Genomic DNA, 18190 nt, shown 5'->3' on the forward strand with positions numbered 1-18190 from the left:
GCTGTACCGATTCCAGGACTTGTCTTCGAACCTATTAATTCGTCGGCGCCGTATATAGATCCGGCATCCGGAAACTCCGGTACGACGGGTTTGATGTTTGCAGGTTGAAGACCTGTGTACCCGTCACCAATGCCGCTAAAGGAAAGTATTCCTCAGAGTAGGTGTAACTATCCGCGGGCCCGGCATAACTTGCTTCAAAGTGATAGTTACCGTTGGGCAGGAATTGCGCGCTCCCGACCGCTTCGGAGTAGTATCCAAGATCCTGGAGAAGAACGGGTGTTACTGTCATCGCACTTAAATCCACGTCTAGAGCGACACCGCGGCTGTCTCCTCCAAATTGATCCACCCGGGTATTGCCGTTATCAAACAAAATATAATCGCCCGATGGCGCAATACTGGCATTATGCTGGTGGGAGAACCACGGATAAGGATTGTTCGTAATGTTATTGAAAGTGAAGTCACCATCCAGGCCCATACGCCAAAGCACGTTGGACGTACCGAGCCCATTACCGAAATCAATGCTGATTACCCAGTCCTGATGCCGGACGGAAAGAAGGATGCTGCCGTTCGCCGCATTGTAGTAGAGCGAGTTGGAATGCATCCAGTCATTCGCATAGCTATTGACTCCCGGCGTATCGACCAGGAAAAGCGGGGGGCAGCCGGCTTGTCCAATGACGCAGGATTCGCGGAGCACGGCTGTCCGGTTGATGTTGAGCTGCGTTCCACCGTTGTCGTGTTCGAACGCGTCCCAATACCAGACAGGGTTCAGACTGCGATCGAGAACAATGATGGCGTCTCCCAGAATGTCGACGTTCAGTCCGGTCGGACTTTGTTGCGTACCCGGCGGGAATATCTTCTCGATGGTAGCGATCATGACCCAGTCTCCATTTGGCAGCAGAATCGAATCGTGACTGAAGCTTAGGAGGCATGCCGATCCGACCGGCGCCGGAATGGGAACGTTGCCGCAGGATTGCAGGTCGGTAGCGCCCATTGCGAGCAACTGCTGCTGGAGCAGCCCGATATTAGTCTCTGCTTGAGTGTTGCCCGCTAAGTCTACCTTCCGAATTACCTGGAGAGTCTGCGTGGTGCCGTTGCTCCATGCAGTCCCTTTGTCGAGGATGAAGAAGTATCCGCCCGCCAAAGGTCGCGTCAGCAATAGGCTCGTGTCGTCATTCGGGTAATACCAGATCACGTTGCCTGCAAGATCTGTGGCCGCCGGGGGGAACCACAAACCGGCATCGACATTGAGGTTCGAGTAAAGGACGACATCTTCCGCGGTATCCGCCTGGGACGTGGCCGGCTGAATCACAGTTCCTACCGGGAACACATACTGTGAGGGCAGAGCCCCGGATTTAAAGGTCGCCGTACTGCTGCCGCTCAGAGTAGTTCCGGCGGTCTTAACTTCATATCCGATCTCGTATCGAGTATTGGGATACATACCTCCCAGGTAAAAACTGCTGCTCAACGATCCATTACACGGCTGAAACTCTGTAAAAAACGGAGACTTAACGGCCACGTCATAGAAATACGCACGAACGGAACTGCCGACCGGGCAGCCCGGTATCGCCGCCAGCGCCACCAGCGGATTTTCGGTTGGAAGTACCGTGAGCTTGCCCCCTGAAACAGCACTGGTCAATGCATAACTCGTCGATTGCGATGCCGTCTCCCCCGTGCTAAAGTCTTTAGCGGTTACGATTATGGTGTATGTGCCTTCCGGCCCCAGATGAGTATATGTAAATGGCTGGGCAGTCCAGACGCCTGCGTTCACCGTCCCAATGTTAAAGTTCCGGCATACCACAGGAGAGTCTTTTTCGTACGCTACTTCAAACCTGAATGCCACGGGACCCTGGTTGGTGTCCGTGGCGGAGACATTAAAGTTGATCGGTGTGCCATAGGGCTGGGGAGCTGTGGGTGACGGGGCGATTGAGGTAATTGTAATTGCGCCTTGCAGAGAGATGCTGGTGAAAAGAACAAAAGCTGCAGCAGAGCATGCGTGCATCGTTTTGAGGATTCCTAGGGTTTGATTTGCCTGTCTTCCGAAGCGAACAGGGACAATCTTGTTTGTAACACTGCTGCAATCCGAACGTTTCGGATTTTGTACCTTTTGCGGGACTCCTTCATACGCTCATGCGTGGAAACATATGCAATTTACATTTGTTTCCAGCTATGAAATACATTAGAATTCGGTGAGCCGGTTCCCGGGTTCTTACCCGCGCCACTTTCGCTTGTAATGAATTCCGCGGGCAACGGACTATACCGTTGTCATGATTGAAGTTCGCAATCTGCAAAAACAGTTCGGCGCCGTGGCCGCGCTCCGGGACGTTTCGTTCCTCGCGCCCGACAGCGCAATCACAGGGCTGCTGGGCGCAAACGGCGCCGGCAAATCCACCACACTGCGCGCCATCGGCGGGGTATTGAAACCCGGGGGCGGCGAGATTCGTATTGACGGCGCGTGGGTTTCCGGAGGCCCAGCCGACGATCCGTTGGTGTTGCAGCGGCACGTCGGCGGCCTGTTGGATCACGCCGGGCTTTATGCGCGATTAACCCCGCGCGAGACGTTCACGTTTTCGGGCCGTCTGCACGGTATCCCGTGGCGCAGACTGCGTGAGCGGGTCGAGGAAGTCATCGCTTTTCTCGGGATGCAGCCGATCGCCGACCGGCGCACCGGAGGCTTTTCTCAGGGCGAGCGCATGAAGACGGCTTTGGGGCGAGCCCTGATTCACTCCCCGAAGAACCTGCTGCTGGATGAACCAACCAATGGGCTGGATGTGCCATCAATCCGCGCCCTGCGTCTGCTGTTGCAGCGGACGCGCGATGCGGGCGCTTGTATCGTCTTCTCCAGCCATGTCCTGGAAGAGGTGCGGGCGCTGTGCGACCGGGTGGTGGTGCTCGCGCAAGGCATTGTTGTCGCCCAGGGCACTCCCGCTGAACTCTGCCGGCGCGCCAGGGTTCGAACACTGGAAGATGCCTTCGTGTCCTTCACTGGGACGGCAGAGGGATTGTGATGCTAGACCAAGTCCTGACCATCGCAAGCAAAGAAGTGAAGGATAGCTGGCGCGACCGGCGTGCCGTGCTGTCCGCCGCGGTATACAGCCTCATGGGACCGGTTGTGGTCTCACTGGTTTCCGTCGCGGTCCAGGGCAAACAGGGCGAAGGCCAATCGGTTCTTATCGCCATGATGTCCGTCTTCACCTTGGTATCGGCCTTTTCCGGCGGAATGAATGTCGCCATGGATTCCATCGCGGGCGAACGCGAACGCCGGTCGCTGCTTCCGCTATTGATGCATCCGGTAACCAGGCTGGACGTATTGTTGGGGAAGTGGTTGGCTGTCGCGGCCTTCGCGCTTACGAGCCTTGCACTCAACGTACTTGGCTTCGCTCTGCTGCTGCGGCGCGTTCCGGCATGGCAGATCTCGTTCGGTCTGATCGCGTTATCGCTGTTAGCGGCGGCTCTGGAGATCTGGGTGTCCACCGTTTGCCGCGGTGTCAAGGAAGCGAACACCTACTTATCCATGCTGGTCTTTCTCCCGATGGGGTTCGGCATGTTCATGGTCTTCTCACCGGTTGCCGGTCAGTTATGGTGGAACTTCCTGCCGGTTGCCGGTCAGCAACTCGAGTTGGAGGCGAGTATGAGAGGCGGGCAGTTGGACATGTTCCGGATCGTCTTCCTGACGCTGGTAACCGTGGCCGTGGCTGGCCTGGCGCTGCTAGCGGCCGCCGATCGCCTGGAGCAGGATGATGTGGTCTACGGCTAGCGAAGCCGTCCCGGAGAGCGGATTGGCGGCGACGGCGCGCGCGGAACTGGAAAGGCGATTCGACCGGCTGTTGACGGCGAACCGCGGCGCACTGACGCGTCTGGCCTCCAGCTACACCGATTCAACGGCCGACCGCGATGACTTGGTGCAGGAAATCGCTCTCGCCATCTGGCGCGCGCTGCCCCATTTTCGCGGCGAATGTTCCGAACGCACGTTCACGTTTCGGATTGCGCACAACCGGGCCGTGACGTACCTGACGCAGAAGCGGGCGCAGAAGGTGGAGGCAGTCGCTGAAATCGAGGTGGCGGACAAGGCGCCGAATCCCGAGGCGGATTCGGCGCGAAACCAGCAAGGCGCCCGTTTACGGAGGGCGGTCCACACCTTACCGCTCCTCTATAAGCAAGTGGTAACGATGACGCTGGAAGGTATGGATTATGAGGAGATCGCTCAAGTGTTGGGTATTTCCGAGAGCAACGTGGGCGCTCGTTTGAGCCGCGCGCGTCACATGTTGCGCGAGTTGATGGAGGTTTCGCAATGACGCCGGATCTGGAGTTGGAGTCCTGGCGCGAGCAGTGGCAGGCCGATACCGAAGTGCCGGCGGATTTGCGTCGCAAGGTGGAACGCGGGTCGCGCAATATGCGCCTGCTCCTTGCGCTGGAAGTGCTGATCACCGTTGTACTGGGCGGGGGCTCGACACTACTGGCGATGATGGACCGGCGCACCGGGATGGCGGTCCTGTCCGCGGCCGTGTGGGTGTTCTTAGCCGCTGCATGGACGTTCGCGGTCGTGAATCGGCGCGGGACATGGTCACCGTCGGCCTTGTCAACGGCGGAGTTCCTCGACCTCTCGATTCGCCGCTGTCAACGGAGGTTGGCGTCCGCGGCGTTCGGCGCGGGCCTATACGTCGTCGAGATGGCATTCTGCCTCACGTGGTTGTACTGGGATCCGGCGAGGAGAGAACCTTTGCCCGCGATCATCTTCGGTGTAATGACGCCCGTCTTTGTGCTGGGGCTGGTTTGGTACCGGCGCAAGACGACGGCCGAGTTGGAGAAGCTACTGGAATTGCAGCGGCACTCTTAGCGCTGACTACTCGCGAAGGTGTTGCAATTCGCAACCAAGCCGGATTGCAACCCGCGGCTCAGCCACGTATCCCGCTGTCGCGAAGTGCCGTGGGTGAACGAATCCGGGTCCACACGGCCGGTTGCCATGCGCTGCAACCGGTCGTCGCCCACCGCCGCGGCGGCGCGCAGGCCGTCCTGAATTTCGCCCGGCTTCACCACGCCGCGCTGTTCGGCGGAATTCCCCCAAACGCCAGCGAAACAATCGGCCTGCAGTTCCAGGCGAACGGACAGCGGATTTTGCTCCCGCGGATCCTGCAGTTGCTCGCGCCGCACTTTTTGCTCGATCCCGAGCAGGTACTGGACGTGGTGTCCGAGTTCATGCGCCACGACATACGCCTGCGCGAACTGGCCCGGCGCTCCGAAGCGGGTCTTCAGCTCGTTCATGAAGCCGAGATCGAGATAGACTTTCTGGTCGCCGGGACAGTAAAACGGCCCGATGGCAATCTGCGCCTCTCCGCATGCCGAAGGATATTCGCCGCGATAGAGCAGCAGCTTCGCGTGGCGGTAGGTGTGACCCGTCTGCTCGGGAAGGATGCGATCCCAGGTGGATTGCACATCGTTGAGCACGAACCGGATGAACTGATACTCGGGCTTCTCCTGCGCGTCCTGCGCGCTGGTTCCCTGGCCGCCCGGCGCGACCGGTGAACGATAGGGCGCGTTCGTGACAGGGCTGGTAGCTGGACCGGCGTCGGGGCTGCCCCCGCCCGAGAAGACCGAGAACAGATTCTGATGGAACAGCAAGCTAAGAACGCCTACGACCAGCACTCCGCCGATGCCAAGGTGAATGCCGCCGAAGCCGCTGCCGCCAAACCCAGGGCCGCCGAAGCCTCCGAATCCACCGCCGCCACCGCCGCTATAGTCGCGGCGATCTTCAATGTCCTGGTCCGAGCCGTCTGGGTTCCAATCCATAGCACCAGTTTGATGCACCCGAAACGCCAGAACGTCACGCCGGCAAAACGTCGTAGGGCCGCATCATCTCGTTGTCTTCATGCTCGGCCAGGTGACAGTGCCACACATAGCGCCCCGAATAGCCTTCAAACGGAACGATAATGCGCGTCACCAGCTTAGGGTCCGCCTGCACCGTGTCCTTCCAGCCGGTTTCGTTGGCGGCCGCGGGCATCGCATTGCCGAAGTACCGGAGTCCGCCGCCATTCCGGAAAGCAAACGCATCGAAGCGTCTCCGGTCCAGAATTTGAAATCGCACCAGATGCAGATGGATGGGGTGCGAATCGTCGGTGAGGTTGATCAGGCTCCAGATTTCGACCGAATTCAAGCGCGGCTTCTCGGTGACGGGCATCGCCCAATGGGTGTTGTTGAGCAGCATGCGCATCGGCGCGGCAACCAGGTTATCCACCTCGCCCAGCGTGAGTTCTCGCGTGGTGACGGCTTCGCTCTCCGCGATCCGGCGGACGGTGCGCAGAGACGAGGGAAGGCGGCTCGTGTCATCTACCTTCCCAGCCGCGACGCGGAACTGCAACAACTCGGTGGGCCCGCTCTTCAGCACCGCGCGCTCGCCCGCGAGCCCCGCGAAATCGACGATCAGGTCGACCCGCTCGCCGGGCGCCACGATCACGCGCTTCATCGGTACCGGAGCGGGGAGCAGTCCCTGATCGCTGCCGATCTGCATCAGCGATAAGCCGGGTATCTCGAAACGATAAAACCGGGCGTTGGAAGCATTCAGGAAACGGAAGCGATAACGGCGCGGCTGCACCTCCAGGTACGGCGCGAGCTTGCCGTTGACAAGCGCGGCGTCGCCGTAGAATTCGGGTACCCACGGCGCGTTTGGCTGGCCGGAGTCGGGATAGAAGAGCTGCCCGTCGGGCGTGAAACTCCGATCGCAGAAAATCATCGGGATCTCGTACGCGCCGCGCGGCAGGTTCAGCCGGTCTTCGAAATCATCGCGGACGATATAGAAGCCAAAGAGGCCCGCGTAGGTGTTCAACCGCGTAATCCCCATGGCGTGGTCGTGATACCAGAGCGCCGTCGCTTCCTGACCGTTCGGATAGCGATGGGTCTCCGCATGGCCGGGCGTGTACCAGGCCTCGGGATACCCGTCGCTGCCCGGCGGCACGCGTCCGCCATGGACGTGAACCACGTTGCGCACCGCGGGATTGGTTTTCTCCGCGCCGCACAAGTTATGGTCGATCGGCAGGAAATGACTGGTGGGAAGTTGGTTCACCCATTCAATCGAAACCGGTTGGCCGCTGCGCGCTTCGATCGTCGCGCCCGGCCACGTCGAGCCGTAGGTCCAGACACGCACCGCAGGCAGATCGCGATGAACCGCGACACGCATTTCTCGCATAGCGATCCGATAGCGCGGAACCGGCCCGGATTCCACCGGCTTGGCTACGGGCAGCAGCGGCAGCGGTTCCAGAAACGGCGTCAGCGATTCAGGATGGAGAGTAAGTGGCTGTTGTGCGTGGCCGATAACGCCAAGCAGGGGAAGAAAGGCACGTCGCGTAAGAGGCACAGACAAAAGAGCGGGGCAGCCGTCAGGAACCGGGCGGCTGCCCCGCGATGACTCCTTATCCAGTTACTGGAACTACTTCGATACTACGAGTCCCGTGTTCGCGTCCAGTATGAACGGCGCTAGATTCCCCGCCGAACTGAAGTTCAGCATGTTTGTGATGGAACCGGCCAGGGCATCGAATGAGCCCCCGCCGAGCCGCTGCCCGCCGAGCCAATTGTCTTCGATGAAACGGATGATCGAACTTTGGTCGGTAAGGGTGTGATCCACGAAGTTGGGCTTGGCGTAGGGCGAGATCACCATGAAAGGAAGGCGCGGTCCATATCCGCAGCGGCCTTGGGCATTGATCGTGGCCGGAACGGGACCGGGCAGAGCCTGCGTTCCCGTGCCGCAGTTTCCCGGACCAAGAAGGGCATCGGCGCTGCTCGCCGATTGATTCACGATCGGACTCATCTGGTGGTCATACCAGCCGTCCGAATCGTCATAAGCGATGATGACCAGGGTGTTCTTCCAGGCCGGCTGATTCTGAAGGAAGTTGATGGTGGTCACCACGAAGTCCTGTTCATCGATCGGATCGGAATAGCCGGCGTGGCCGTCCTGGAACCCGCGTGCTTTGAGGAAGCTGACGGCGGGAAAGTTGCCGGCGGATACGGCGGCAAAGAAATCATCGATATCGTACTGATGATTCGCGGCGTCCTGGTGGCCGATGGCGGCCAGGGAGGTCGGCCGTGCGTGGGTCGGGTTCGCCGTCGACGGGTAGTATTGGAAAGGCTGGTGATGCGGGATATAGTCGGCCTTGGTTGTATTAGTGACTTTCGAAGTCGTGGTGCGGCTGCACCCCGTGGTGCCATCCGGATTGACGATGTTCAGATTGAATCCGCCCGAGAAGAAGCCCCAGGTCACATTGCGGGCGCTCAGCAGGTCGCCGATGTTCTGGCCGCCCATCTGAACAACGCCGGAACCGGCGCAAACATCGCCCATCGGATCGGGGTCGCCGATCACGGTGGTGGAACCGAAGCCTCCGTCAACCGTGTCGCCCGACGCGTTCGCCATGTCGGTTACGCCGTTGGTTTGGCCGGAAACCAGATTGATCGCGCCCACGGTGGAGGGTCCGAAGTTCGTCCCGAACGAGTTATCGTTCATGGCATACTTCTGCGCATAGTTCCACAGCGCGGTCACCGTGTTTCCGTCGTAGTAGCCCATGGTGAGACCGGTCGTCGTCACTGCGGCGGGCGGTGCGCTGGGCGGGGGTCCGGCGGTGCCAACCGACATCGGGAACAGATCCATCAGACCGCCATGGAACGCCATCTGCTCGGGAGTGTAGTCGTGATCCTGGTCGGCAGTCGCGGCCTGCGAACGATCCAGACGGAAGGGATTGGTTGCGCCCGATCCGTTGGCCGTGTTCAGGTTCGGGTTGTTGTTGCGAAGTCCTTCCGTAAAGCCGTTGACATTCGGCGTGCCGGGGGCGGCGGTGAACGCAGGCTCACCCGGCGGGTTAAAGGCAACCGGATAAGTTCCGAAGTAATGATCGAAAGACACGTTCTCCTGGAAGATGACCACGATGTGCTGAATCGGCGTGGCCGGGGCGCTCGGGGTCGCTGATGTTACCGTGGCCGCGTCTAACATCGGCATGGCCGCTAACAGTGCGGCGGAGAGAATCGAAACGGTTTGGCGCATAGCTCCTTTTGTACTCTGCTTGCAATTTGCGCCCAGGTGGGCGCGATGGTTAGACTATCGACCCAGAGTTACAAGGGAACTGAAGATCCGTTACTAAACGATTACAAAAAATTGGGCTGTAAGGAAGCTTACGCGTATGTAGGCCGCGAGTGTTACAACATCGCGCTGAGCTCGCGCGAGCCGATCGCTTCGTCCGCGAACGTAAACGTTCCATGGTCGCGCATTTCCCGCGCGGCGCGAAGGAACGCGCCGAGTGCCGCGCGCGACAAGGCGCTTCCCACGCTCACCCGTTTGACTCCCACGGCCGCTAGTTCCGCCAGATTCAATCGGACGCCTTGCAGGCCCATGACGACGTTTACCGGCCGGTCAACGGCGCCGACTACTGACTCGATATCGGCTTTACTAGTCAGTCCCGGCGCATAGAGTACGTCCGCGCCTGCGGACTGGTAAGCCTGCAGGCGCGCGATGGTGTCTCGTAAGTCGGGTCGGCCCACGATGTAATTCTCCGCGCGCGCGGTCAAAGTGAAAGGAAACGGCAGACCGCGTACGATTTCAGCGGCGGCGGCGATCCGGTCGGCGGCGTGTGCGATCTCATAAGGGGCGGCATCGGCCCGGCCCGGAAAGTCTTCAATCGAGCCGCCCGCCAGACCGACTTCCGCCGCCCGCTGAATGGTCGCCGCGACGCTCTCGGGCGAATCGCCGAAACCGTTCTCAAGGTCGGCGCTGACGGGCAGCTCAGTCGCCAACACGATAGCGGCGGCGTGCTCTATGGTTTGATCGCGGGTAACCGTGCTATCGCGCTGCCCGATCGAGAACGCATAGCCGGCGCTGGTGGTCGCCAGGGCTTCGAAACCCAGATGGGCCAGCAGGCGCGCCGTGCCGAGATCCCACGGGTTGGGGATAATGAACGCGCCGTCACGCTCGTGGAGAGCGCGAAAAAGCTTTCCTTTTTCAGCCTGAGTGAGCATCGCGGTTCACGCTTGCGGGACAACGATTGCGGGAACTCCCAGCGTTCGATCGACGGCTTGCACAAAGTTTCTTTCTTCGCGCAGGATCAGGCGCTTCGTCTGAGCCATGCCGAAGTTATCACGCGCCTCCGGGTCGGTGCGCAAGCGCGCTCGATAGGCCTCATAAGAAGCCAGACTATCGAAAGCGATTAGTCCCCAGGCAACGTCGTTCGTACCCTCGTGAGGCAGGAAATACCCGATCAGGTGACCGCCGCAGCGCGGAATGATGCGTCCCCAGTTATCGGCGTACTCTTGGAATGCCTCGCGTTGAAACGGATCGATCTGATAGCGGATGATGCAGGTTACGTTCATCTAGAATTCTCCTTTGGACCAGTTTGCAGGGTACCGGACCTGCACGCTTCGTTGTCCAACGAAGTGTGGAGTGCTACCGTTGGCTGGCTTCTCCGGCAAGAACGCGCCGGTTGAACTCCCCAGACTGTTTGCGCGGCACGCTCAATGACTTCCATTCCGCCGCGTTGAAGTGTTTGGCCAAAAGCACGATCTGCCCGCAGTGATAGGCGTAGTGAGCGACCTGGCGGTTGATGGCCTGCATCACCGAATGCGGTTCGCCGCGAATGGTTATGGTTCGATTCAAGTCGGCGTCCGAAAGAGGCGCGAGTGCGCTGAACAAGCACTGCCAGCCCTCTTCCCACAGCGCGTAAACCGCTTCGCGGGTAGCGGGCGGTTCTTCGAACTCGGAGTCTCGATTGCGATCGGGCTTCTCGCCATCGCTGGTAAGAAAATCGGTCCATCGCGATCGCATATTGCCGGCCATGTGCTTGACGATTACGGCGATCGAGTTCATTTCGCCGTCCAAAACAGCGGAGAGTTGTTCGTCGTCGATTTGCGCCATGCCTCTTTCAGCTAGCTGCTTGTAGTAATGGAAGAGCGCGATTGAGTCTGCTAGATAGGAAGTGGTGAACTGCAGGGCCATGCTGCTATTCTCGCTTGTGCGGGCGTGGGGATTGATCAACCCGATAACCTACGCCAGCAGGCTATGCCCAAGCCCGTTCAAATCCGTCGTCCGCGCCGGCACACGCGTTTCCCTCAACACTCACTCACCGCGACGGCGCCGGTGTCCCCCGGAATTGGCGCAAGCAAGAAAGAAGCAGAACAGTAGCTCTTCGCGCGGCAGCGCTAAAGCCCAAAGAACTGAGACGCGCTTTACTTGCTATTGTTCTGACGTCAGTGACACCGCCCTGATGTTAACTTGTCCGAACCCAAGACTTTTGACATAGATCTGTAGCGGCTTTCCCAATTGTGGAGGGTTAGCGCCTGAGCTATACGTAATCGCATCCGTAACGAAAGTGCCGCCCGTTGGGGTAGCTTTACTGCTGGATGCTAACACCACGTTCCCGGCCTTGAGCGACGCCAAATAACCGGTAAACGGTACATCCGCACGTGCGCCGATCTCAATTTTAAGAACGTAGTTGGTATTGGCCTGAACGGTGTCGCTAAGCGTCTGCTGGATGGACCCGGTCCCCTGGGTGTATCCGAGCGCTGCGACAAGAATTCCCTGGGGTGGTGCGGCTGGATATTGCTCCGTAGACAATTTTGCAATAGAGGTGACTGGACCACACAGCCACTCGCTGATACTCTGCGATGTGTAGCATCCAGCGCCCGGCGAACACGACAATTGATCTTCAAGAAAGAGCGGATTCGCGATTGAGATACCCGTGCTTTGGGCAAACGCCGTGCCGCTGCTCAGCGACGCGGACAGTAGCAAAAGTACTCATCGCATTCTCATTTGTCTTTCCTCAGTCCAGAAATTCCGGCAGCGAAAGTGTATCACTTGGCTGGCAACGTTGATTGGTCAAGTACGGTTCTGGTGAATCCAGCCTTGCGCTCGCTCTCCGTTTCTATTGAGTTTTCGCAGAGGACTTTTGAGCCCCCAAATCATGAGTTCCATGCTCGCTGTGGCGACGCTGATACCGGCGTGATGGCCGGTCCTCACCAATCACTTACCGCGAGGGCTCCAGTGCCGCCCGGGATGGGGAGCTGGCTCATCGCGCCGGACGTGGTGTTGATCACCGTAAGCTCGCTGGTTCCGTTGGAAAGGTAAAGCGCGCTGCCGTCCGGCGCCAGCACCATCCAATAGGCATCCACCGGATACGAAGCGTTCACCGTGCCCGTGGCCGCGTCCATCGCCAAAACTTCTAAGCCGGGATTCGCATATTCCTCGACCAATCCGTACAGTGTGTTGCCATCGGGGGAAACTTGTAGGGCGGTAAAGGATTGAGACCAGGTAATCGGAGCCTGGTAAGTGGTTTCGGCCCCTGAAGCCACGTCAACTGCCGTGATTGTTTTGGTGGAATTGCTGAGGTCCGCAGTACCCGTATAGAGCATATGGCCGCCCGGCCCAAGCGCGATCCCGTCGCTGAAACTATCGACAGGGTAGAACCCGATAATCTTGCCCGAGGCCGCGTCGTAAACACCCGTCCCGCTAGTTGGTTGGGTCGCCCCATAGGTCGACGGCAGAAGTTCGCAGCAGAGATCCTCCCAATCGAGGTCGACGAATAACACATTTCCCGCGGCTGAAGTCAATATGCCGTCTATGAACAATTGATAATCGCCGTAACCACTGAAGGGGACGACCGTAGTAAATTGTCCCGTTGACAAATTATAGGCCTGGAGGACCGTCGAGTCATCCAGATAGAGATTGCCTCCGCCGAGCGCCAACGTCCCGGGATCACTAGAGTTTTGCTGGTCGAGCAGAAGATTGACAAGCATTTGGTTTTCCGGCAGGGAGAAGCCTTGAATCTGGGTGTACATTCCCGGAAAGCCCGGGCAGTAACCGTCTAAGGCCACCTGAAGCGACTGCCCGGGGCCGCACGACATCACGTAGACTTCGCCCGGTCCTCCCGTTAGGACGAAGACCGGCATCGGGCCCACGGAAATTTGGCTTACCTGCTGCGTGGTTGTATCGACGGCGGCTAAATGGCCGGTGCCTGCGCTGAGCAGCCATAGCTCGCCGGCCGGCGAAAACTGGCCGTAAGTCAAGGGCCCCGGCGTCTGAAGCGACTGATTCTGCACGGTCCCACTCGCCAGATCAATAATCTCGGGAACAAGTATGCCGCCCGCAACCACCATCTTTGTGCCGTCCGAAGTAAAAAGAAGCTCTAAGGCGCCGTACCCATCGTAGCCGGGAACTGCCGGCCCGGGCGTCAGCTCAAGCGAGGGCAAGCCGATCGTCAAGAGGGACAAGCTGTTGTTCTGTAACGTCAGCGCGTAGGCGGTACTTCCGCTGGCCGTTGTAACGGCGATAGCTGGAGCCGTAGTGGACACCCGATCGAGAATGGAGAAATCCGATGCTTTATAAAGCGTCAAAGTACTCGAATTCGAGCCGTTCTGAGCAGCTACCAGCAAACCGGCCCCGTCCGATGTAGCCGAGACGCCATTGACTGTCTCGCCTTTCGCAAGATTCAAAGTACCACTTACCGCGAACGACGGGAGCTTGAAAGCCAAGATCTGATCGGTGTCGTTAGACGTGGATACGTATAGCTCCTGGCCGTTGGGCGAGAGGCTATAGTACGGACCCTGCCCGAGGTAAGTACTCGAAAATAGCTTGTCGACCAGGATGTTTCCTGTGCTCGCTTCGATTGCAAGCAACTCCAACGAGGCGCTGAATACGCCGGCGCTGCCCCCAAGCACGTATACAAGGTCCCCTTTCGGGCCGAAGAAGAGTGCCGACGGTAGGGTCGGAAGTGAAACGGACATTTTTAATGCACCATCAGCGACCCCGAAAACCGCGATCTCATTCGTGCAGTCACAACCGTCAATGCTCTGCACCGACACCCACAGCCGCGCTCCGTCGGGCGAGAGAGCCATGTTGTGGGCGAAAGGCACGGTAGGAAGCTGACGCACCGATTGACCCGTCGTCAGGTTGTACGTCGAAGCTGCAGCAGGCCCATCCGGCACCGTAACAAACACATGCCCTGCGCGCAGCGGCGCCGTTATGCAGAGCAACGAAAGGCTAAGCAGAATCTTTGTCCGGGTCATCTGGTGATTCCTCATCGCACGATAGCCTAAAGCCTGGCATTCTAGTGCCGCACTAAAGTTGGCGGCGGCGCGGGAGACAAGATGACTAATTCGATTGGGCGTCTGCCCGGCGCGAGCCTGAGTCCAAGCGACGTTAAGCTTTCATTCACCGAAGCGAGGTCTTTGGGATCTATCTTCAGACTGAGCCTCAGGACCCCACTGAGACCGGTTTCGTTCACCACCGGTTTACCGAGAACCTGTTCCAGCGCTCCGGCTATCTGATCGGGAGTGGCGTTGAGCGCGCGCAACGTCTGTGATTTGTGTTCGTACGAAGCGAATCCGGAACCAGGCGTGTTCGTGAAATGTGCCTGCGCCTCGGCCGCGGCAGTAAGCACGTACGCATCTTTCGTCTCCGAACGATGCTCGATGCGTACATGGCAGCCGGTAGAGATTGCCAGTTCGATCGCTTGCGTGAGTAGCTTCGGATCCGCACCAGGCGCGTCGACATGCAACTTATAAAGCGTATCCGGAACATCAGCGCCGGAAGTAATCCGGGACGGCAGAATACCCGTGCCCTCGTGTAGTAACGTCTTAACTGCTCCGTTGGTGATGTCCAACTGGCCGGGCCCGAAAATCATGATGTGAGGATTCGGCTGTTTGCCGCCGATCGCCGGATCTCCCGGCGTGAGTTTGATTTCAAACAGCGCGTCCGCGGCATCGTTCGTATCGCCGGTTTGTTCGGCGATGGCTTCCGCCGTCGCTTTCTCCAGTTCCGCCTTCACCTTGGGGTCGACATCGCCGCCAAGGGTAACCGGCTTTCCATCGGCCAATGCGAGAAGCTGCGAGGCCTTCAGTTCCTCCGGACGAATGATCGTACTTACCACGCGCGCGTCGGGACCGATGACCATCGTCGTCGGGCGCGACTCGACTCCGAAACGCTCAAACACCTTTCGGGAGGTATCGATGCCAATCCATCCGGTGATTGGTTTCTTCTTGAGGAAAGCTTCGACATCCGCGGGATCTTCGTCGTCCACGGAGATGAACTGCACCTTCGCCGGATCGACCGACGCAACGAGCGAGTTCAGCACCGGTATCTCGCCGATGCACGGCGCACACCATGTGGCCCAGAACTCCAGCACAACAACCTTCCCGTGGAGGCTTGCCCAATCGGCCTTCGCGCCGTCGGGTGCCTGGAGGAGGTGGGTGAAAGCAAGCTCGGGCGCGGGCGCTCCGGGCTTGGGCATATTCGGGTTCAAGATCGAAGACTGGGAGTAAGCAGCCGCCAATGCGGAGATGACGAAGCAGAGTAATAACTTCACAGACGATGCCCCTGATGGTTCAGCTTACTACTTGGGCGAGCGATCTGATTGAATTGATCTAGCAGCCCGTGGTAGTAACCGCTCCGTCGCCGCCGCGGCTCTGTAACCCATGCGCCCCGAACGAACAGAACCGACTGATCTTATGGAGCCGCGCTCGTGAGTAAGTTGTGCTTTCGACTACTACCACGCGGTGCAGAGCGCTAAAGCATATAGTCGCCGGCTAAAGTAGACGAAAAGAGGCCACTCTGGAGGAGCAGCCTCTTCTTACAGCAGTCGTTTGGGTCCGATGTTATCTGTGTTCGGCGTGCATCTCGTGATGCTCCACGCGCGGCCCGCTGAAATGCACCGGCGCGGAGTACGGATGCACGTATGCCCCACGGTTCACCCAAGTTCGGCCCCAGGCGTGGTTATCGATCAGAATTCCATGCGAGCGCCAGGCAAATCCAACGTTTCCCCAGCCCCAAGGCGCAAACGCGGCTCCGATGGTGATGCCGCCGCCGAATCGGATCGCTCCGCCAACGAAGAAGCCGGGACGCGGACCATAAAACACGATCGCCGGATCATAGTAAGGAACGTAGTAAAGTCCCGGCGTTACCGGCAGAATCTGGATGTTGCCGGGATCGTAGATGACGGTTTCATACTGGCCGCTGCGGAGGTAGCCGTAGTTGTAAGCCTGGGCGCGATCCTGCTGCACGGCGTCCATCACATCGTTGCGCTGCGCCAAAACCGCGCCGCCCAGCTGCTGCGTCCAACCCATGTTGCTCGCCATATAATTCAGCACGTTGGGAAATGGAACCAGCGCAATCACGCTTGGATCGAACGGAAGCCGGTCTTCCTGAATCGCGGCGGCGAGTTGATCGCCGTGGAGATAACTGTGAGCATTCGCCCATGCGGCAGCGTCGGGAATCTGGTTGTAAAACGTGGATGCGGTGAGCACCTGCGCCAGCAAGCCGTCCGGATAGAGCGCGATCGGCCCTACCAATTGTGCGATCTGCTGCGGCGGCATCAAAGCTGGATAACCCTGCTGCCCATATCCCGGAGGCGCCTGGTTCGGATATCCCTGAGGATATGGCGCTTGCGGATATTGGCCCTGTGGCGGGGGATACTGCCCTTGAGCAGGATACCCTTGGGGCGGATACTGCTGAGCGGGAGGATACTGCGGTTGCTGTTGCGCGGGCGGCGGATAGTCCTGCGCGAAGGCGGACGGCGCCGCGGCCAGCGCTCCAGCTACGAGTGCAATCGGGATATATTTGGGAACGATGTTTCGAATCATTTCTTCAGCTCCATCTGGGCGGCGTCTAGGGTTGGCGTCAAACTGATCGCTGCAATTGCTCACCCACTTGATAGATGTCTCGCAAATTCCTGCGTTTCGACCCGCCGCATTAACGCTTACTCATGATGCGGCTCAAGTGATACGGCTCAAGTGACGTTTTCACGAGAAACCCACGGGAGCGCTCTACTACCTGCTGTGCGGCTCCTTGCTCTCCTTTCCGACGCGCTGCGTCATCGCGCCGAACGCCGATCGATGACATCGGAGCGCGCGCTCGGCCGCCGCGGCGAAGACCATGCGCACCGGTTTCTGGAAAAGCGCGGCTTCCGCGTCGTGGCCCGTAACTATCGCGCTCCAGCCGGGGGCAATGAGATCGACCTGGTCGCCTGGGACAAGGAGCATCTGGTGTTTGTCGAAGTGAAAACCAGAACGGCGGATGACGTCTCGACCCCCGACCGCGCCGTCACGCCCGAGAAGCAGCGCCGCCTCGTCCATGCCGCCCGCGATTACTCCCGGCGGGCGAACGTGGACTGGGGCTACGTCCGGTTCGACGTTGTCGCCGTGGTGGACGGCCCCAAGGCCGTGATCCAACACTACCCGGACGCGTTCGGCATCCACCCGGACGCGTTCGGCATCCACCCGAACGCATTCGATAAGCGGGCCTAGGTATATTTATAAAGTTGCCTGAGCTTCGTAAGGACCCCGTCACCGATCGATGGGTGATCGTGGCCACCGACCGTGCACGGCGGCCAAGCGATTTCGTTCGCGAGAGCGTCTCATTCACCCCTGGGCGCTTCTGCCCTTTCTGCACCGGCCATGAAACCAAAACGCCGCCGGAGGTCCTGGCGATTCGCGACAGCGGCGGGCCCAATCAGCCTGGCTGGTCGGTGCGCGTGGTGCCCAACAAATTCCCGATTCTCGGAATCGAAGGCGACCTGAACCGTCAGGGCGAAGGGATGTTCGACAAGATGGACGGCGTGGGCGCCAACGAGGTCGTCATCGAGACCAACGTCCATACCGATTCGCTCGCCGATATGCCGGAATCTCAACTCGTGCGCGTGCTGTGGGCGTTTCGCGAGCGCATGATCGACCTCCGAAAAGACCGGCGATTGCGCTATATCCTGATCTGCAAGAACCACGGCGCCGCGGCCGGAGCTACGCTGGAGCATCCGCACTCGCAACTCATCGCGCTTCCCGTGGTTCCCAAGCGCGTCCAGGAAGAGATCGATGGCGCGCGCGACTACTTCGCCAACAAAGAGCGGTGCATCTTCTGCGATTTAATGCGGCAGGAGATCAAAGATACCAGCAGAGTGGTCACCGAGACCGACAAGTTCGTCGTTCTCGAACCCTGGGCTTCGCGGTTCCCGTTCGAAACCTGGATACTTCCGCGCCGCCACCAATCTCACTTCGAAGCAAGCGATCAATCGGACTTGCAAAGTCTTAGTTGGGTCCTGCGCTCGACTCTTCGCAAGTTAGACCGGGTGCTCGAAAGGCCGCCTTATAACTTCGTGCTCCATACCGCGCCGATTCAGGAGTCGGTGAACGATTTCTATCACTGGCACATCGAGTTGATGCCGCGGTTGACCAAGATGGCGGG

At 59.3% G+C, this 18190-nt stretch carries 17 protein-coding genes; 6 read left to right on the plus strand and 11 right to left on the minus strand.

The genetic code is table 11. From position 1 onward, the window contains the following. Positions 1–34 precede the first annotated feature (34 nt). Positions 35–1768, minus strand: coding sequence for an aryl-sulfate sulfotransferase (locus H1Y01_RS05870; RefSeq protein ID WP_180539422.1), 1734 nt, complete (start codon positions 1766–1768; stop codon positions 35–37). Between the two features lie 496 nt (positions 1769–2264). Here H1Y01_RS05870 and H1Y01_RS05875 point away from each other — a divergent pair, with 496 nt between their 5' ends. Genes H1Y01_RS05875 through H1Y01_RS05890 form a run of 4 tightly spaced genes read left to right on the plus strand, consistent with a single transcriptional unit; the run spans position 2265 to position 4834 of the window. Next, a complete protein-coding gene (locus H1Y01_RS05875) occupies positions 2265–3005 on the plus strand; it encodes an ABC transporter ATP-binding protein (RefSeq protein WP_180539423.1) in 741 nt (246 codons plus the stop codon). After that, positions 3005–3754, plus strand: coding sequence for an ABC transporter permease subunit (locus H1Y01_RS05880; protein WP_180539426.1), 750 nt, complete (start codon positions 3005–3007; stop codon positions 3752–3754). Before H1Y01_RS05875 ends, H1Y01_RS05880 begins: the two co-directional genes overlap by 1 nt. Then, positions 3735–4292: an RNA polymerase sigma factor gene (locus tag H1Y01_RS05885; RefSeq protein ID WP_219341312.1), complete on the plus strand. Its 558-nt coding sequence runs from the start codon at positions 3735–3737 to the stop codon at positions 4290–4292. The genes H1Y01_RS05880 and H1Y01_RS05885 overlap by 20 nt, the downstream gene beginning before the upstream one ends. Beyond that, a complete protein-coding gene (locus H1Y01_RS05890) occupies positions 4289–4834 on the plus strand; it encodes a hypothetical protein (protein WP_180539428.1) in 546 nt (181 codons plus the stop codon). The genes H1Y01_RS05885 and H1Y01_RS05890 overlap by 4 nt, the downstream gene beginning before the upstream one ends. Here the strand turns inward: H1Y01_RS05890 and ypfJ are convergent. The 10 genes from ypfJ to H1Y01_RS05940 form a co-directional block, all read right to left on the minus strand. Continuing rightward, on the minus strand, positions 4831–5784 hold the full coding sequence (gene ypfJ, locus H1Y01_RS05895; protein WP_180539430.1) for a KPN_02809 family neutral zinc metallopeptidase: 954 nt from the start codon (positions 5782–5784) through the stop codon (positions 4831–4833). The genes H1Y01_RS05890 and ypfJ overlap by 4 nt on opposite strands. Positions 5785–5818: 34 nt before the next feature. Continuing rightward, on the minus strand, positions 5819–7345 hold the full coding sequence (locus H1Y01_RS05900) for a multicopper oxidase family protein (protein ID WP_219341313.1): 1527 nt from the start codon (positions 7343–7345) through the stop codon (positions 5819–5821). 72 nt (positions 7346–7417) lie between these two features. Next, positions 7418–9019, minus strand: coding sequence for a phospholipase C (locus tag H1Y01_RS05905; protein WP_180539432.1), 1602 nt, complete (start codon positions 9017–9019; stop codon positions 7418–7420). Positions 9020–9171: 152 nt separating this feature from the next. Then, positions 9172–9987 (minus strand): isocitrate lyase/PEP mutase family protein, encoded by an 816-nt coding sequence (locus tag H1Y01_RS05910; protein ID WP_180539434.1) that lies wholly within the window; start codon positions 9985–9987, stop codon positions 9172–9174. Positions 9988–9993: 6 nt separating this feature from the next. Then, positions 9994–10338 (minus strand): NIPSNAP family protein, encoded by a 345-nt coding sequence (locus H1Y01_RS05915; RefSeq protein WP_180539436.1) that lies wholly within the window; start codon positions 10336–10338, stop codon positions 9994–9996. A gap of 73 nt (positions 10339–10411) precedes the next feature. Then, entirely contained in the window at positions 10412–10960 is a 549-nt protein-coding gene (locus H1Y01_RS05920; RefSeq protein ID WP_180539438.1) for a DUF1572 domain-containing protein, read from the minus strand. A gap of 237 nt (positions 10961–11197) precedes the next feature. Continuing rightward, positions 11198–11752, minus strand: a complete 555-nt coding sequence (locus H1Y01_RS05925) for a hypothetical protein (protein ID WP_180539439.1) — start codon at positions 11750–11752, stop codon at positions 11198–11200. A gap of 224 nt (positions 11753–11976) precedes the next feature. Next, a complete protein-coding gene (locus H1Y01_RS05930) occupies positions 11977–14025 on the minus strand; it encodes a YncE family protein (RefSeq protein ID WP_180539441.1) in 2049 nt (682 codons plus the stop codon). A gap of 41 nt (positions 14026–14066) precedes the next feature. Then, a complete protein-coding gene (locus tag H1Y01_RS05935; protein WP_180539443.1) occupies positions 14067–15323 on the minus strand; it encodes a redoxin domain-containing protein in 1257 nt (418 codons plus the stop codon). Positions 15324–15612: 289 nt separating this feature from the next. Further along, positions 15613–16596, minus strand: coding sequence for a DUF3300 domain-containing protein (locus H1Y01_RS05940; RefSeq protein ID WP_180539445.1), 984 nt, complete (start codon positions 16594–16596; stop codon positions 15613–15615). A gap of 150 nt (positions 16597–16746) precedes the next feature. On the opposite strand from H1Y01_RS05940, the gene H1Y01_RS05945 reads away from it, so the two are divergent. Beyond that, positions 16747–17259 carry a YraN family protein gene (locus tag H1Y01_RS05945; protein ID WP_219341314.1) on the plus strand — a complete coding sequence of 171 codons (513 nt, stop codon included), beginning with the start codon at positions 16747–16749 and terminating at the stop codon, positions 17257–17259. A gap of 14 nt (positions 17260–17273) precedes the next feature. Beyond that, positions 17274–18190 (plus strand): galactose-1-phosphate uridylyltransferase (gene galT / locus H1Y01_RS05950; protein ID WP_180539447.1); only part of this gene is annotated, 917 nt, incomplete at its 3' end.

The sequence above is a fragment of the Nevskia soli genome (genome assembly GCF_903970205.1).
GTDB lineage: Bacteria > Acidobacteriota > Terriglobia > Bryobacterales > Bryobacteraceae > Bog-113.

What these genes read in the sequence shown, in the direction of transcription:
- H1Y01_RS05875 (WP_180539423.1), top strand. Translation starts at nt 2,265, where the DNA reads ATGATTGAAGTTCGCAATCTGCAAAAACAGTTCGGCGCCGTGGCCGCG.
- H1Y01_RS05880 (WP_180539426.1), top strand. Translation starts at nt 3,005, where the DNA reads ATGCTAGACCAAGTCCTGACCATCGCAAGCAAAGAAGTGAAGGATAGC.
- H1Y01_RS05885 (WP_219341312.1), top strand. Translation starts at nt 3,735, where the DNA reads ATGATGTGGTCTACGGCTAGCGAAGCCGTCCCGGAGAGCGGATTGGCG.
- H1Y01_RS05890 (WP_180539428.1), top strand. Translation starts at nt 4,289, where the DNA reads ATGACGCCGGATCTGGAGTTGGAGTCCTGGCGCGAGCAGTGGCAGGCC.
- ypfJ (WP_180539430.1), bottom strand. Translation starts at nt 5,784, where the DNA reads ATGGATTGGAACCCAGACGGCTCGGACCAGGACATTGAAGATCGCCGC.
- H1Y01_RS05905 (WP_180539432.1), bottom strand. Translation starts at nt 9,019, where the DNA reads ATGCGCCAAACCGTTTCGATTCTCTCCGCCGCACTGTTAGCGGCCATG.
- H1Y01_RS05910 (WP_180539434.1), bottom strand. Translation starts at nt 9,987, where the DNA reads ATGCTCACTCAGGCTGAAAAAGGAAAGCTTTTTCGCGCTCTCCACGAG.
- H1Y01_RS05915 (WP_180539436.1), bottom strand. Translation starts at nt 10,338, where the DNA reads ATGAACGTAACCTGCATCATCCGCTATCAGATCGATCCGTTTCAACGC.
- H1Y01_RS05920 (WP_180539438.1), bottom strand. Translation starts at nt 10,960, where the DNA reads ATGGCCCTGCAGTTCACCACTTCCTATCTAGCAGACTCAATCGCGCTC.
- H1Y01_RS05930 (WP_180539441.1), bottom strand. Translation starts at nt 14,025, where the DNA reads ATGACCCGGACAAAGATTCTGCTTAGCCTTTCGTTGCTCTGCATAACG.
- H1Y01_RS05940 (WP_180539445.1), bottom strand. Translation starts at nt 16,596, where the DNA reads ATGATTCGAAACATCGTTCCCAAATATATCCCGATTGCACTCGTAGCT.